Annotated in this window: 12 protein-coding genes and 1 other RNA gene; 9 read left to right on the top strand and 4 right to left on the bottom strand. The window is 64.3% G+C overall.

Annotated elements, in window-relative coordinates; genetic code table 11:
- Positions 1–10: 10 nt before the first annotated feature.
- Positions 11–421 carry an Arm DNA-binding domain-containing protein gene (locus tag JC881_RS32870; RefSeq protein WP_443083365.1) on the top strand — a complete coding sequence of 137 codons (411 nt, stop codon included), beginning with the start codon at positions 11–13 and terminating at the stop codon, positions 419–421.
- Positions 366–935 carry a tyrosine-type recombinase/integrase gene (locus JC881_RS21870; RefSeq protein ID WP_198787782.1) on the top strand — a complete coding sequence of 190 codons (570 nt, stop codon included), beginning with the start codon at positions 366–368 and terminating at the stop codon, positions 933–935. Before JC881_RS32870 ends, JC881_RS21870 begins: the two co-directional genes overlap by 56 nt.
- Positions 936–1,213: 278 nt before the next feature.
- Here JC881_RS21870 and ssrA read toward each other — a convergent pair.
- The 4 genes from ssrA to ompA all read right to left on the bottom strand — a co-directional run bounded on the left by ssrA (position 1,214) and on the right by ompA (position 3,786).
- Positions 1,214–1,600, bottom strand: a transfer-messenger RNA (tmRNA) gene (gene ssrA / locus JC881_RS21865).
- Positions 1,601–1,612: 12 nt separating this feature from the next.
- Complete coding sequence (gph, locus tag JC881_RS21860) at positions 1,613–2,281, bottom strand: phosphoglycolate phosphatase (RefSeq protein WP_198787781.1); 669 nt, start codon at positions 2,279–2,281, stop codon at positions 1,613–1,615.
- Positions 2,278–3,006 carry a bifunctional 2-polyprenyl-6-hydroxyphenol methylase/3-demethylubiquinol 3-O-methyltransferase UbiG gene (ubiG, locus tag JC881_RS21855; RefSeq protein WP_198787780.1) on the bottom strand — a complete coding sequence of 243 codons (729 nt, stop codon included), beginning with the start codon at positions 3,004–3,006 and terminating at the stop codon, positions 2,278–2,280. The genes gph and ubiG overlap by 4 nt, the downstream gene beginning before the upstream one ends.
- 129 nt (positions 3,007–3,135) lie before the next feature.
- Positions 3,136–3,786, bottom strand: a complete 651-nt coding sequence (gene ompA / locus JC881_RS21850) for an outer membrane protein OmpA (protein WP_198787779.1) — start codon at positions 3,784–3,786, stop codon at positions 3,136–3,138.
- 224 nt (positions 3,787–4,010) lie between these two features.
- On the opposite strand from ompA, the gene gyrA reads away from it, so the two are divergent.
- From gyrA to rpsA, 7 genes are all read left to right on the top strand, one after another.
- Complete coding sequence (gene gyrA, locus JC881_RS21845; RefSeq protein WP_198787778.1) at positions 4,011–6,656, top strand: DNA gyrase subunit A; 2,646 nt, start codon at positions 4,011–4,013, stop codon at positions 6,654–6,656.
- Entirely contained in the window at positions 6,653–7,240 is a 588-nt protein-coding gene (locus JC881_RS21840; RefSeq protein ID WP_198787777.1) for a DUF2059 domain-containing protein, read from the top strand. The genes gyrA and JC881_RS21840 overlap by 4 nt, the downstream gene beginning before the upstream one ends.
- Before the next feature lie 69 nt (positions 7,241–7,309).
- Positions 7,310–8,377 carry a 3-phosphoserine/phosphohydroxythreonine transaminase gene (gene serC, locus JC881_RS21835; RefSeq protein ID WP_233101967.1) on the top strand — a complete coding sequence of 356 codons (1,068 nt, stop codon included), beginning with the start codon at positions 7,310–7,312 and terminating at the stop codon, positions 8,375–8,377.
- A 26-nt stretch (positions 8,378–8,403) separates the two neighbouring features.
- Positions 8,404–9,525 carry a prephenate dehydratase gene (gene pheA, locus JC881_RS21830; RefSeq protein ID WP_198787775.1) on the top strand — a complete coding sequence of 374 codons (1,122 nt, stop codon included), beginning with the start codon at positions 8,404–8,406 and terminating at the stop codon, positions 9,523–9,525.
- A 14-nt stretch (positions 9,526–9,539) separates the two neighbouring features.
- On the top strand, positions 9,540–10,433 hold the full coding sequence (locus JC881_RS21825; RefSeq protein WP_198787774.1) for a prephenate dehydrogenase: 894 nt from the start codon (positions 9,540–9,542) through the stop codon (positions 10,431–10,433).
- Between the two features lies 1 nt (position 10,434).
- Complete coding sequence (locus JC881_RS21820; RefSeq protein WP_198787773.1) at positions 10,435–12,447, top strand: bifunctional 3-phosphoshikimate 1-carboxyvinyltransferase/cytidylate kinase; 2,013 nt, start codon at positions 10,435–10,437, stop codon at positions 12,445–12,447.
- Between the two features lie 230 nt (positions 12,448–12,677).
- Positions 12,678–14,366 (top strand): 30S ribosomal protein S1, encoded by a 1,689-nt coding sequence (gene rpsA / locus JC881_RS21815; RefSeq protein ID WP_012746757.1) that lies wholly within the window; start codon positions 12,678–12,680, stop codon positions 14,364–14,366.
- Positions 14,367–14,403 lie beyond the last annotated feature (37 nt).

The following is a 14,403-nucleotide window of genomic DNA, read 5'->3' as shown; positions in this document are numbered from 1 at the left end:
CGACGTACATGTGCGGGAGATCGTGGATCTGCCGCCGACAAAAGCAACCCTTGCCTACGCTGAGCGGCTGCGCGGAGAGATCAAAGGGAAGATCGAGCGCGACCTGTTTCGCTACGACAACTACTTTTCCGATTCACCGCGGTGCCGGATGTTCGGGCACAGCACCGGCAAGACAACGTTGATCAAGGTCTTGCTGCTCGACTACAAAACCGCTCGAAAGAATCGCTGCAGTCCAGCACCTGGAGCGCCTATCGCTAGGCCATCGACAACGTGCTCATTCCGGAGCTCGGCGACATCCAGGTGGGCCGCTGGGCGTGAGTGTGTTGAGAGACTGGATTTCGAAGCAGCACGTCACGCGCAAGCGCATGAGCAACTTGCTGCTGCCTCTCCGCAATGCGCTGACCGAGGCCGTTGCAGATGAGGTGATCGCGTTCAACCCCCTGGACCGGCTCAAGCTCTCACGGATCCTGCCGCGCGACACGCTCGAGACCGACTACGAACCCGACCCGTACCAATGGAACGAGTTCCTGACCTTGCTGTGCAGCATGGAGGGCACCAAGCGGTGTGCGTTTCAGTTCTGGGCATTCACCGGTCTGCCCACCAGCGAGCTCATCGCGCTGACCTGGGCGGATCTGGACTTGGTCGCGATGACGGCGCGGATCGACAAGGCAGTCGTGGAAGGCGAGGAAAAGGGCACGAAGACCAAGTCCGGCACGCGGACCATTCCGTTACTGACGGCGGCCAGGCAGGCACTGCACGCGCAGAAGGCCCTAAACGGGCCGACAACGGGACGAATCCTCCTCAACCCGCGCACGGGAGGGGAATGGACCGATCAAGCGCTCCTGCGGCTTTGGCAGCGGACCTGCCAAGGCCGCCAAGGGGCGCTATCGCAACCCCGTACCAGATGCGGCACACGTTCGCGAGCCACCTGTTGAGTCAGGGCGAGAACCCGGCGTACATCGCCAAGCTGCTGGGCCACAAGAGACCGAGATGGTGACCCAGCACTATGGGCGCTGGGTCGAGCAGGGAGCCGACTTAGGATTTGACCGTCCACCTGCCCGGTACGGCAGCGAGTGCCTGCCGGGGCTACCCGACCCGATGTCGACGCGACTTCCGTGTGAAAAACGTGTGAATCCGTAGACGGTTTTGGACGGGTGAGAACGGAGGGGATCGGCGTAAGTCCTTGATTTATATGGACTTGGCCCTAGAAATATGGTGGAGCTGGGGGGATTTGAACCCCCGTCCGCAAGCCTTCATCGCGCAGTTCTACATGTTTAGTGATCTGATTTGAGTCTCGCTTCCGGAGTCGCGCAGTCACACGCTAAACCGGACGCCAGCACCCTATTTTCTCGCCCCGACCCAAGGTACCCGGATCGGAGCCAGCCCATGTAATTATCTTTGCAGCCGGGAGGATTCAGATTGCTCTGTCACCCCCTTGCCCAGCCCATCGGCCTGCTGTTGCAAAGCTCACTGGCAATTAAGCAGCGAGTGCGAAACGTTCGTCGTTTGCAGTTAGTTTGTTTGAATCTGTTTTACGAGCGCATTCAGCTCGACATGCCCCGCTGCGACTCCGAACCCACGTCGAAACCAGTGCAGCCCCAAGCTTTGCATTTTAGGCGCTATTGAGCAAATGCAAGAGCTCCATGGGCGAAGATATTGACGCATCGGCCTGCCAGAGCGTCGCATCAGCCTGCGAACCCATATAGCCATAGGTCGCGGCGACGGTCCGCATGCCGGCGGCGCGGCCCGCGATGATGTCGCGCTCGTCGTCACCCACGTAGATACATGCCTCCGAAGGAACGCCCAATCGACGCGCCGCTTCGTGCAGCGGTTCGGGATGCGGCTTGGCATGCGGCGTGGTGTCGCCGCTCACGATGGCGCCCGCGCTGGCGAAGAGCGGCATGGCGCGAGTCAATGGGTCGGTGAATCGCATCGACTTGTTGGTGACCACGCCCCAGAGGAGGCCGCGCGCCTGGAGGGCATCGATCAGCGCCTGGACGCCATCGAACACCTGTGTGTTGAGCAGCATGCGGCGCTCGTAGGCGACGAAGAACTCCTCGCGCAACTCAGGAAATTCAGGCGAATCGGGCGTGATGCCGAAGGCCACGCCGAGCATGCCGCGCGCACCCGAGCCCGCATGGGGGCGATAGCGATCGAGGGGATAGGACTCCAGGCCGCGATCGGTCCGCATCTTGTCGGCCGCGGCGCCCAGGTCGGGCGCGCTATCGATCAGCGTGCCGTCCAGGTCGAACAGCACGGCTTGTGTGAGTGAGCCCTTCATCCCTGCGAACCCGGCAGCGCTGGCCTCTGCGTGGCGAACATGTAGTTGACGCTGGTGTCATCGCTGAGCCAGTAGCGGCGGGTCAGCGGGTTGTGCTCCATGCCGCGGGTGTGCCGGAGATCCAGGCCCGCAGCGCGGCAGTAGGCGGCGAGTTCGCTGGGGCGAATCAGCTTCGCGTACTCGTGCGTGCCGCGCGGCAACATACCAAGGATGTATTCCGCACCTACGATCGCCAGCGCGAACGACTTCAGGTTGCGATTGATGGTCGAGAAGAACACCCATCCGCCGGGCTTGACCAGCGTGGCGCAGGCCTGGATCACCGAGGCTGGCTTGGGCACGTGCTCCAGCATTTCCATGCAGGTGACGACATCGAAGCTACCCGGCTGCTCAGCGGCCAGCGCCTCGGCACTGATCTCGCGGTACTTGACGCCGCGCGTGCCGGCTTCGAGCGCGTGCAGTTGCGCGACCTTGAGCGCCTTGCCCGCTAGGTCGATACCCAGCACGTCCGCGCCCTTTCGGGCCATCGAGTCGGCCAGGATTCCGCCGCCGCAACCGATATCGAGCACGCGGCGCTGCGAAATAGGTGCAATACCGTCGATCCATTCCAGACGCAATGGATTGATTTCATGCAGCGGGCGGAATTCGCTTTCCAAATCCCACCACCGATGCGCCAGTTCTGAAAACTTGGCGAGTTCCGCCGGATCGGCATTCACATTTTCTGTCATATGGCAATTATGAAGCGGGCAATGCCCGGCACGCGCAGGACGATCTTGTTCAATTCTTGCCGTCAAATTCGACGGGCATAAAAAAACCCCGCCGAGGCGGGGTTTTCATCATCGATGGAATCGATCGATTTAGTTGGCGCGGGTGCCGACCACTTCGATTTCCACGCGACGGTTCTTGGCGCGGCCTTCCTTGGTGCGGTTGTCAGCCACTGGCTGCTTCTCGCCCTTGCCTTCGGTGTAGACGCGGTTGCGTTCGATGCCCTTCGAGACCAGGAAGGCCTTGACGGCTTCGGCGCGACGCACCGACAGACGCTGGTTGTAGGCGTCCGTACCGATCGAGTCGGTGTGGCCCACAGCGATGATCACTTCGAGGTTGACGCCACGGATCTTCTCGACCAGGTCGGTCAGCTTGGCGCGACCTTCAGGCTTCAGAACCGACTTGTCGAAGTCGAAGAATGCGTCGGCAGCGAAGGTCACCTTCGAAGCAGCGACGGCCGGCGGTGCGCCAGGAGCAACGGGAGCTGCGCCAGGTGCTGCAGGCGCAGCAACTGCGGGAACCAGAGCGCCGTCGCAACCGGCGGCGGCGGTAGCCGGCGTCCAGTTGGCATCGCGCCAGCACAGTTCGTTCGTACCGTTCTTCCAGACCAGTTCGCCGGTGCCGTTTTGCCAGTTGTCGATCGTAGGACCGCCGTCCGCAGCGGTGACACGGGTCTGCGCGCCGGCGGCAGTGGCGAGCGCAGCGACTGCAAACATCATCGCCACTTTATTCAGTTTCTTCATGGTTCTCCTCTTGGGGAAAAAGCCGCAGCCGCGCTGCGAATCAAGGACGCTTTAAGTGACCACCACCCAAAACGTTGAGACGATTGTGCCATAGGGTCTTTGGCAAACAGGCCGCTGGACGCCCCCGAAGCGTAGGACGGAGGCGGAATAGCCGGCTTGTGTTGCGGCGGAGCGACACCCCTCACAGCGTAAAATTTCGCCTTCCTGCCGCCAGCCTCTTGCCCATGACCTCCTTCGCCAAAGAAACCCTGCCCATCAGTCTTGAAGAGGAAATGCGCAGCAGCTATCTCGATTACGCCATGAGCGTGATCGTGGGCCGAGCGCTCCCCGACGCACGCGATGGCCTCAAGCCTGTGCATCGGCGCGTGCTCTTCGCCATGCACGAGCTCAACAACGACTGGAACCGGCCGTACAAGAAGTCGGCCCGTATCGTCGGCGACGTGATCGGTAAATACCACCCGCACGGCGATCAATCGGTCTACGACACCATCGTGCGATTGGCGCAGGACTTCTCCATGCGCCACATGCTGGTGGACGGCCAGGGCAACTTCGGCTCCGTGGATGGAGACAACGCAGCCGCAATGCGTTATACGGAAATCCGGCTGGCCAAAATTGCGCATGAAATGCTGGCCGATATCGACAAGGAAACTGTCGACTTTCAAGACAATTACGACGGCTCCGAAAAAGAACCGAAAGTTTTGCCGAGCCAGTTGCCCAATTTGCTGGTCAATGGCTCGGGCGGTATTGCGGTCGGCATGGCCACCAATATCCCGCCGCACAACTTGAATGAGGTCGTCGACGCCTGCCTGCACCTCTTGCGCAACCCCGAGGCCAGCATCGACGAGCTGATGGAAATCGTGCCCGCGCCCGACTTCCCCACCGCCGGCATCATCTACGGCATCAACGGCGTGAAGGACGGCTACCGCACCGGCCGCGGCAAGGTCGTGATGCGCGCCAAGTGCCACTTCGAGGACATCGACCGCGGCCAGCGCCAGGCGATCATCGTCGACGAGCTCCCCTACCAGGTCAACAAGAAGACGCTGCAGGAGCGCATGGCCGAGCTGGTGCACGAGAAGAAGATCGAAGGCATCAGCCACATCCAGGACGAGTCCGACAAGTCGGGCATGCGCCTGGTGATCGAGCTCAAGCGCGGCGAAGTGCCCGAGGTCGTGCTCAACAACCTCTACAAGCAGACGCAGCTGCAGGACACCTTCGGCATCAACATGGTGGCGCTGGTTGACGGCCAGCCCAAGCTGTGCAACCTGAAGGACCTGATCCAGGTCTTCCTGCAGCACCGCCGCGAAGTGGTCACGCGCCGCACGGTCTTTACGCTGCGCAAGGCCCGCGAACGCGGCCACGTGCTCGAAGGCCTGGCGGTGGCGCTGGCCAACATCGACGAGTTCATCCGGATCATCCGCGAATCGCCGACGCCGCCGGTCGCCAAGGCCGAGCTAATGACCCGCAGCTGGGACAGCAAGCTGGTGCGCGAGATGCTCACGCGTTCGCGCGCCGACGGCGGCGTGATCAACGCCGACGACTACCGCCCCGAAGGCCTGGAGCGCGAATTCGGCATGGGCTCGGACGGCCTGTACCGCCTCTCGGACACGCAAGCGCAAGAAATTTTGCAGATGCGACTGCAGCGCCTGACCGGTCTCGAGCAGGACAAGATCGTTGCCGAGTACAAGGACGTGATGGCCGAGATCGACGACCTGCTCGACATCCTGTCCAAGCCCGAGCGCGTGTCGGTCATCATCGGCGACGAGCTGGGCACCATCAAGCAGGAGTTCGGCCAGAGCAAGCTCGGCGCGCGCCGCAGCCTGGTGGAGCACAGCGCGTTCGACCTCTCGACCGAAGACCTGATCACCCCGACCGACATGGTGGTGACGCTCTCGCACAGCGGCTACATCAAGAGCCAGCCGCTGGGCGAGTACCGCGCGCAGAAGCGCGGCGGCCGCGGCAAGCAGGCCACCGCCACGAAGGAAGACGACTGGATCGACCAGCTCTTCATCGCCAACACGCACGACTACATCCTGTGCTTCTCCAACCGCGGCCGGCTCTACTGGCTCAAGGTGTGGGAAGTGCCGGCGGGGTCGCGCGGCTCGCGGGGCCGGCCGATCGTCAACATGTTCCCGCTGCAGGAAGGCGAGAAGATCAACGTGGCGCTCGCGCTCACCGGCGAGAAGCGCAACTTCCCGGCCGACCAGTATGTGTTCATGTCGACCTCGATGGGCACCGTCAAGAAGACCGCGCTCGACGAGTTCAACAACCCGCGCAAGGGCGGCATCATCGCCGTGAACCTGGACGACGGCGACTACCTGATCGGCGCCGCCCTCACCGACGGCAAGCATGACGTGATGCTCTTCAGCGATGGCGGCAAGGCCGTGCGCTTCGCCGAAGACGACGTCCGCCCGCTCGGCCGCAATGCGCGCGGCGTGCGCGGCATGTCGCTCGATCCGGGCCAGGGCGTGATCGCCATGCTGGTGGCCGAGGACGAGCAGCAGAGCGTGCTCACCGCCACGGAAAATGGTTACGGAAAGCGAACAAGCATTACGGAATACACGCGTCACGGCCGTGGAACCAAAGGCATGATCGCGATTCAACAGAGTGAGCGCAACGGCAAGGTCGTTGCCGCCACTCTCGTGCATGCGGACGATGAGATCATGCTCATCACCGACAAGGGCGTGCTTGTGCGCACCCGGGTTGCCGAAATTCGTGAACTGGGTCGCGCGACGCAAGGCGTCACGCTGATCGGGCTTGACGAAGGCGCCAAACTCAGCGGGCTACAGCGTATCGTCGAAAACGACGCGAACGGCGAGAGCGAGCCGGACGCAGACGATACTTCCACATCTTCAACGGAGAATCCTCAGTGAAAAAAATCAAACTCGCACTTCTGACGGTAGCTTTGGCCAGCAGCTCGATGGCCGCCATGGCCCAGGACAAGGCCACGCTGATCAAGCAGTTCATCGACATCCAGCGCCCCGGCATCGAATCGCTGGCGCGTGGTCTGGTCGAGCAGTCGAGCGCCCCGATCGCACAAGCCGGTTCGCAGTATCTGCAGACGCAAGTGCCTGAAGCCAAGCGCGAGTCCGCCGCCAAGGCCGCCGACGCCGAACTCAAGAAGTACTTCGACGACGCCTACCCCCTCGTGCGCGACAAGGCCGTGCAACTGGCACCGGGCGCCCTCACCCCGCTGCTCGAGCAGAACTTCAGCGAAGACGAACTCAAGCAACTGCTGGCCTGGATCAACTCCCCGCTCAGCAAGAAGTACCAGGACCTGAACCCGAAGATGCAGACCGCATTGACGGAAAAGCTGGTGGCCGAAACCCGCGCTTCCATCGAGCCCAAGATGCGCGCGCTCGACACCAACGTGGCCAAGGCCCTCGGCGCTCCGACCGACGGCGGCCAAGGTTCCGCACCCGCCAAGGCGCCAGCCAAGGCCCCGGCCAAGAAGTAAAGCAACGTGACCCAGCAGCAGACGCCGGCCGGCAAGCGCCCCTACAACTTCTCGGCCGGTCCGGCTGCCATGCCGGAGGCGGTGCTGCAACGCGCCGCCGCCGAAATGCTCGACTGGCAGGGCAGCGGCATGAGCGTGATGGAGATGAGCCATCGCGGCAAGGAATTCGGCGCGATCGCCACGCAGGCCGAAGCCGACATCCGCACGCTGCTGGCCGTGCCCTCCCATTTCCACGTCCTGTTCATGCAGGGCGGCGGCCTTGGCGAAAATGCCATCGTGCCGATGAACCTGTCGCGCGGCACAACCGCGGACTTCGTCATCACCGGCAGCTGGAGCATCAAGTCGCACAAGGAAGCGCAGCGCTATTGCACGGCGCGCGTGGCCGCGAGCAACGCCGACGACCATCACACCAAGCTTCCCGATCCCTCGACCTGGCAACTTGCCAAGGACGCCTCGTATGTGCACCTGTGCACCAACGAGACGATCAACGGCATCGAGTTTCAAGAGCTGCCCGACCTCGCCGCGCTCGGCAGCGATGCGCCGCTCGTCATCGATTTCTCGTCGCACGTGGCTTCGCGCAGCGTCGACTGGAGCCGCGTGGGCCTGGCCTTCGGCGGCGCCCAGAAGAACCTCGGCCCGGCAGGCCTCACGATCGTCGTCGTGCGCGACGACCTCCTGGGCCATGCGCTGGAGATCTGCCCGAGCGCGTTCAACTACAAGACCGTGGCCGACAATAACTCCATGTACAACACCCCGCCGACCTGGGGCATCTACATGGCGGGGCTCACCTTCCAATGGCTGCTTGAGCAGACCGAGGGCACGCTCACTGGCGTGGCCGCGATGGAGCAGCGCAATATCGAGAAGGCGACGCTGCTGTACGACTTCATCGACGGCTCCGACTTCTACGCCAACCGCATCGATGCGAGCTGCCGCTCGCGCATGAACGTGCCGTTCTTCCTGGCCGACGAAAGCCGCAACGAAGCCTTCCTGGCCGGCGCGCGCGAGGCCGGGCTGCTGCAGCTCAAGGGCCACAAGTCGGTCGGCGGCATGCGTGCCAGCATCTACAACGCCATGCCGCTGGCAGGGGTGCAGGCCCTCGTGGGCTACATGCGAGAATTCGAGCGATCGCATGCCTAGGCGCATGCCCTAGCTCTGCTCGCACGATGACCGCCTCCGCACCCACACCGCCCTCCTCCAACGACAACTCCGAAAGCCTTGCCGATCTGCGCGTGCAGATCGACTCGCTCGACCAACGCCTGCTGAGCCTGCTCAACGAGCGGGCCCACGTGGCCGAACTGGTCGGCGAGGTCAAGAAGCGCGAAGGCACGCCGTTCTTTCGCCCTGACCGCGTTGCCGCCGTCATCGACAAGATGCAGAAAAGCAATGGAGGTCCGCTCAAGGACCTCCATGTCGCGGCCATCTGGCGCGAGATCATGTCGGCGTGCCTCGCGCTCGAATCGCCGCAGCGCGTGGCCGTGCTCGGCCCCGAAGGCACTTTCTGCGAGCAGGCCGCCATCGAGTACTTCGGCGGCGCCGCCGACCTGATCTACTGCGCGAGCTTCGACGAAGTCTTTCACGCCACCGCCGCGGGCAGCGCCCAGTACGGCGTGGTCGGCGTCGAGAACTCGACCGAAGGCGTCGTCACCCGCTCGCTCGACCTCTTCCTGCATTCGCCCACCCACGTCGTCGGCGAAGTCAGCTTGCTGGTGCGTCACCATCTCTTGCGCAGCGAGAACTCGCTCGAAGGCATCGAGGCAGTGCTCGCCCATCCGCAGGCGCTCGCGCAGTGCCAGACCTGGCTGTCCAAGCACCTGCCCAACGCCGAGCGCCGCGCCGTCTCGAGCAACGCCGAAGGCGCGCGCCTCGCGGCCACCAACCCGGCCTGGGCTGGCCTCGCCGGCGAACGCGCCGCAACCCGCTTCGGCCTGCACATCGTGGCGCACGCCATCCAGGACGATTCGTACAACCGCACCCGCTTCTCGGTGATCTGCCTGCCGCAGACGCTGGCCATGCCGCCGGCTTCGGGCAAGGACTGCACGAGCCTGATCGTCTCGGTGCCCAACCGGCCCGGCGCGGTGCACGACCTCTTGGTGCCGCTGAAGGCCAACAACGTGTCGATGACGCGCTTTGAATCGCGCCCCGCGCGCACCGGCCAGTGGGAGTACTACTTCTACATCGACCTGGACGGCCACCCCTCGCAGCCCAACGTGGCCGCGGCGCTGGCCGAACTGCGCGGCCTCTGCGCGTTCTACAAGGTGCTTGGCGCCTACCCCGTCAAAGCCTGAGCCGGACAGACACGATGTTCGAGCAACTGGGATTGATCGGCTGCGGCCTCATGGGCGGCTCCTTTGCGCTCGCGCTCAAGCGCGCGAAGCTGGTGAAACGCGTGGTCGGCTATAGCAAGTCGCCCTCCACCACCGAGCGGGCACGCCAGCTCGGCGTGATCGACGTGGCGGCGCCCTCGGCGCTGCTGGCGGTGTCGGGCGCCGACCTCGTGCTGCTCGCCGTGCCGGTGGCCGCCTCGGAAGCCATGTTCAAGGCTATCCGCCACGGCATCTCTAACGACACGCTGGTGATGGACGTCGGCTCGACCAAGGGCGACGTGATCGAGGCGGCGCGCAACGGCCTGCAAAAGCAGTTCGCCAACTTCGTGCCGGCGCATCCGATCGCCGGCAAGGAAGTCTCGGGCATCGAGCACGCCGAAGCCTCGCTCTTCACCGGCCGCCAGGTCGTGCTGACGCCGGTCAAGGCCACGCTGCGCTCCAATGTGCAGCGCGCCTCGCAGGTGTGGAGCGGCATCGGCGCCAACGTGGTCACCATGACGCCCGAGGCGCACGACGCCTCGTTCGCCGCAGTGAGCCACTTGCCCCACCTGCTGGCGTTCGCGTACACCAACGCTCTCACGGCGCAGCCGCAGGGCGACCGTTTTCTCAGCCTCGCGGGACCGGGCTTTCGCGACTTCTCGCGCATCGCCGCGAGCGACCCGGTCATGTGGCGCGACGTGCTGCTCGCCAACCGCGAGCAGGTGCTGCTGCAGTCCCAGGCTTTCCGCAAGGCGCTGGAAGACCTAGAGGCGCTCATGGCCGCGGGCGACCTGCAGGGGCTGGAGCAGTCCATCGCCGCCGCCAGCAAGGCGCGCGCCGCGTGGCGGCCGAACGCCAGCACCGATGCCTCGGCCCAGCAGGACAGCTGACATGTTCTCGACCGCCTTCCTCGACCTTCCGCCCCTCGTGGGCGCCGCCGGCACGGTCCGGCTGCCGGGCTCCAAGAGCATCTCCAATCGCGTGCTGCTCTTGGCCGCGCTCGCGAGCGGCACCACCACGATCCACGACCTGCTCGATTCCGACGACACGCGCGTGATGCTCGACGCCCTGCACGCGCTCGGCTGCGGCATCCAGCCCGCGGGGAGCACGCTGCAGATCACCGGCCTGGGCGGCCAGCTCAAATCCGGTGGGGCGCTGCTGCCCCTCTTCCTCGGCAACGCCGGCACCGCGATGCGCCCGCTGACGGCCGCGCTCTCGCTGCTCGGCGGCGAATTCGAGCTGAGCGGCGTGCCGCGCATGCACGAGCGGCCGATCGGCGACTTGGTCGACGCGCTCACCCAGCTCGGCTGCAACATCGACTACCTCGGCAACCCGGGCTATCCGCCGCTGCGCATCCACCCGGTCCACCACGACGACCTGGCACTCCATGCACCGATCCGCGTGCGCGGCGACGTCTCGAGCCAGTTCCTCACGGCCCTGCTGCTGGCGCTGCCCCTCGCGGCCCGCAACGACATCGTGATCGAGGTGGTTGGCGAGCTGATCTCCAAGCCCTACATCGAGATCACGCTGAACCTGCTCGCGCGCTTCGGCATCACGGTGCGGCGCGACGGCTGGGAGCGCTTCACCATTCCCGCCGGCAGCCGCTACACCTCGCCGGGCGACATCCACGTGGAGGCCGACGCCTCCTCCGCCAGCTATTTCATCGCGCTGGGCGCCATCGCCACGGGCGTGTCCGGAAACAACGGCATCCGGATCGAAGGCGTGGGCGCCGATTCGATCCAGGGCGACATCCGCTTCATCGACGCCGCCCGCCAGATGGGCGCCGAAGTCGACAGCGGCCCGAACTGGCTCGAAGTGCGCCGCGGCGCCTGGCCGCTCAAGGCCGTCGACCTGGACGCGAACCACATCCCCGACGCGGCGATGACGCTCGCCGTCATGGCGCTCTACGCCGACGGCCCGAGCACGCTGCGCAACATCGCCAGCTGGCGCGTCAAGGAAACCGACCGCATCGACGCCATGGCCAACGAGCTCAAGAAGCTCGGGGCGACGGTCGAGGCCGGCCCCGATTTCATCCGCGTGCACCCGCTCGCGCCGGCCGGCTGGCAGGCGGCAAGCATCCGCACATATGACGACCACCGCGTGGCGATGTGCTTCTCGCTCGCGGCGTTCAACCCGGCGGGCATGCCGGTGCGCATCCTCGAGCCGCACTGCGTCGCCAAGACCTTTCCCGATTACTTCGAAACCCTGTTCTCGGTCGCCGAAGCCGCCGAAGTGCCGGTGATCTGCATCGACGGCCCCACCGCCTCCGGCAAGGGCACGCTCGCGGCCGAAGTGGCGCGCCTCCTGGGCTATCACTACCTGGATTCGGGCTCGCTCTACCGCGTGACGGGCTTGGCCATGCGCCGCGCCGGCCTCGTCGCCGATGCGCAGCACGAGGCGCAGATCGCCGCCCTGGCGGCTGCCCTTCCCCTGCAGTTCACCGAGGGCAAGGTGATGCTGGCCGGCGAAGACGTGAGCGACGAGATCCGCACCGAAGCCGCCGGTATGGACGCCTCCCGCGTCTCGACGCTGCCCGCCGTGCGCGAGGCGCTGCTGGCGCTGCAGCAGCGTTTTCGCCAGCTCCCGGGCCTGGTCGCCGATGGCCGTGACATGGGCACCGTGATCTTCCCGGACGCCACGCTCAAGGTCTTCCTCACCGCGAGCGCTGCCCAGAGGGCGGAACGGCGTCATAAGCAGTTGATTTCAAAGGGTATTTCGACTACACTCGACAGTCTTCGCTCCGACTTGGAAGCACGTGACGCCAGGGACTCCTCCCGCAGCGTCGCCCCTCTGAAGCCGGCGCAGGATGCCCGCCACCTCGACAACTCCCAGCTGTCCATCGAGCAATCGATCGATACGGTGTTGGACTGGTGGCAGGAAATTCAACCGTTCAAGCCCGCTTGAGCGGTTTGAAGTGCAGCCTTTCAAGTCCGCTTGAAAAGCTAGCGCCAACCGGTGTTACCGGCTGGCGCCTACCGCTCCAGCAGGCTCTTTTCGCGCGACAGCGCACCGGCCTTCTGGTTGTTCAACCAACCCGGGCACCAGCCCACAAAACCGCCGTCTCCAGATCCACAGCAGCCGCACGCAATTTCGCAAGAGCGCCTGCCAACCCTGCCTGACGGAAGGAACCATAAATGTCTGAATCTTTTGCCGACCTATTCGAAGAGTCCCTGAAGCGTTCCGAAATGCGCACCGGCGAGGTCATCACGGCCGAAGTCGTGCGCGTCGAACACAACCACGTCGTCGTCAACGCCGGTCTGAAGTCCGAAGCGTATGTGCCGATCGAGGAGTTCAAGAACGACAAGGGCGAACTCGAAGTCCAGGCCGGCGATTTCGTTTCCGTTGCCATCGGCAGCGTTGAAAACGGCTACGGCGACACCATCCTCTCGCGCGACACCGCCAAGCGTCTGGCTTCGTGGCTCGCCCTGGAGAAGGCCCTGGAATCGGGCGACTTCGTCACCGGCACCACCAGCGGCAAGGTCAAGGGCGGTCTCACCGTCCTGGTCAACGGCATCCGCGCATTCCTGCCGGGCTCGCTGATCGACACGCGTCCCATCAAGGACCTGACCCCGTACGAGAACAAGACCCTCGAATTCAAGGTCATCAAGCTCGATCGCAAGCGCAACAACGTCGTGCTGTCGCGCCGTGCCGTGGTCGAAGCCAGCATGGGCGAAGAACGCGCCAAGCTGATGGAAACCCTGAAGGAAGGCGCTGTTGTCCGCGGCGTGGTCAAGAACATCACCGAATACGGTGCGTTCGTCGACCTCGGCGGCATCGACGGCCTGCTGCACATCACCGACATGGCATGGCGCCGCGTCCGCCACCCGAGCGAAGTCGTTCAGGCCGGCCAGGAAATCACCGCCAAGATCCTCAAGTTCGACACCGAGAAGAACCGTGTCTCGCTGGGTCTGAAGCAAATGGGCGACGACCCGTGGATGGGCGTTTCGCGCCGCTACCCGCAATCGACCCGCCTGTTCGGCAAGGTCACGAACATTGCCGACTACGGCGCGTTCGTCGAACTCGAACCCGGCATCGAAGGCCTGGTGCACGTCTCCGAAATGGACTGGACCAACAAGAACATCGCTCCGAACAAGATCGTCTCGCTGGGCGACGAAGTCGAAGTCATGGTCCTGGAAATCGACGAAGACAAGCGCCGCATCAGCCTGGGCATGAAGCAGTGCAAGGCCAACCCGTGGCAAGAGTTCGCGCAGAACACCAAGCGCGGCGACCGCGTCAAGGGCCCGATCAAGTCGATCACCGACTTCGGCGTGTTCGTGGGCCTGGCTGCCGGCATCGACGGCCTGGTGCACCTGTCTGACCTCTCGTGGAACGAAGCCGGCGAAACCGCCGTTCGCAACTACAAGAAGGGCCAGGAAGTCGAAGCGATCGTGTTGGCCGTCGATGTGGACCGCGAGCGCATCTCGCTGGGCATCAAGCAACTGGACAGCGATCCGTTCACCACGTTCACCACCGTGAACGACAAGGGCCAGATCGTGACCGGCAAGGTCAAGACGGTTGACGCCCGCGGCGCTGAAATCGACCTGGGCGAAGACATCATCGGCTACCTGCGTGCTTCGGAAATCTCGCGCGACCGCGTCGAAGATGCCCGCAACGTGCTCAAGGAAGGCGACGAAGTCACCGCCATCGTCGTGAACGTGGATCGCAAGACCCGCAACATCCAGTTGTCCATCAAGCAGAAGGACATGGTCGACGAACAAGGCGCCATGGCCAACCTGAGCCAGCAGTCGGCACGCGAAAACGCGGGCACGACGAGCCTGGGCGCCCTGCTGCGCGCCAAGCTCGACAACAACGACAGCAAGTAAGCTGAGTCCGAAGACAGAGCAGGCCAGGCTTTGAGCT

Source organism: Variovorax sp. IB41 (assembly GCF_016405905.1).
Classification (GTDB): Bacteria; Pseudomonadota; Gammaproteobacteria; order Burkholderiales; family Burkholderiaceae_C; genus Variovorax.
This window is presented reverse-complemented; position numbering and strand designations above follow the sequence as displayed.

What these genes read in the sequence shown, in the direction of transcription:
- ompA (WP_198787779.1), bottom strand. Translation starts at nt 3,786, where the DNA reads ATGAAGAAACTGAATAAAGTGGCGATGATGTTTGCAGTCGCTGCGCTC.
- pheA (WP_198787775.1), top strand. Translation starts at nt 8,404, where the DNA reads ATGACCGCCTCCGCACCCACACCGCCCTCCTCCAACGACAACTCCGAA.
- ubiG (WP_198787780.1), bottom strand. Translation starts at nt 3,006, where the DNA reads ATGACAGAAAATGTGAATGCCGATCCGGCGGAACTCGCCAAGTTTTCA.
- rpsA (WP_012746757.1), top strand. Translation starts at nt 12,678, where the DNA reads ATGTCTGAATCTTTTGCCGACCTATTCGAAGAGTCCCTGAAGCGTTCC.
- gyrA (WP_198787778.1), top strand. Translation starts at nt 4,011, where the DNA reads ATGACCTCCTTCGCCAAAGAAACCCTGCCCATCAGTCTTGAAGAGGAA.
- JC881_RS21825 (WP_198787774.1), top strand. Translation starts at nt 9,540, where the DNA reads ATGTTCGAGCAACTGGGATTGATCGGCTGCGGCCTCATGGGCGGCTCC.
- gph (WP_198787781.1), bottom strand. Translation starts at nt 2,281, where the DNA reads ATGAAGGGCTCACTCACACAAGCCGTGCTGTTCGACCTGGACGGCACG.
- serC (WP_233101967.1), top strand. Translation starts at nt 7,310, where the DNA reads ATGCCGGAGGCGGTGCTGCAACGCGCCGCCGCCGAAATGCTCGACTGG.
- JC881_RS21870 (WP_198787782.1), top strand. Translation starts at nt 366, where the DNA reads ATGAGCAACTTGCTGCTGCCTCTCCGCAATGCGCTGACCGAGGCCGTT.
- JC881_RS21820 (WP_198787773.1), top strand. Translation starts at nt 10,435, where the DNA reads ATGTTCTCGACCGCCTTCCTCGACCTTCCGCCCCTCGTGGGCGCCGCC.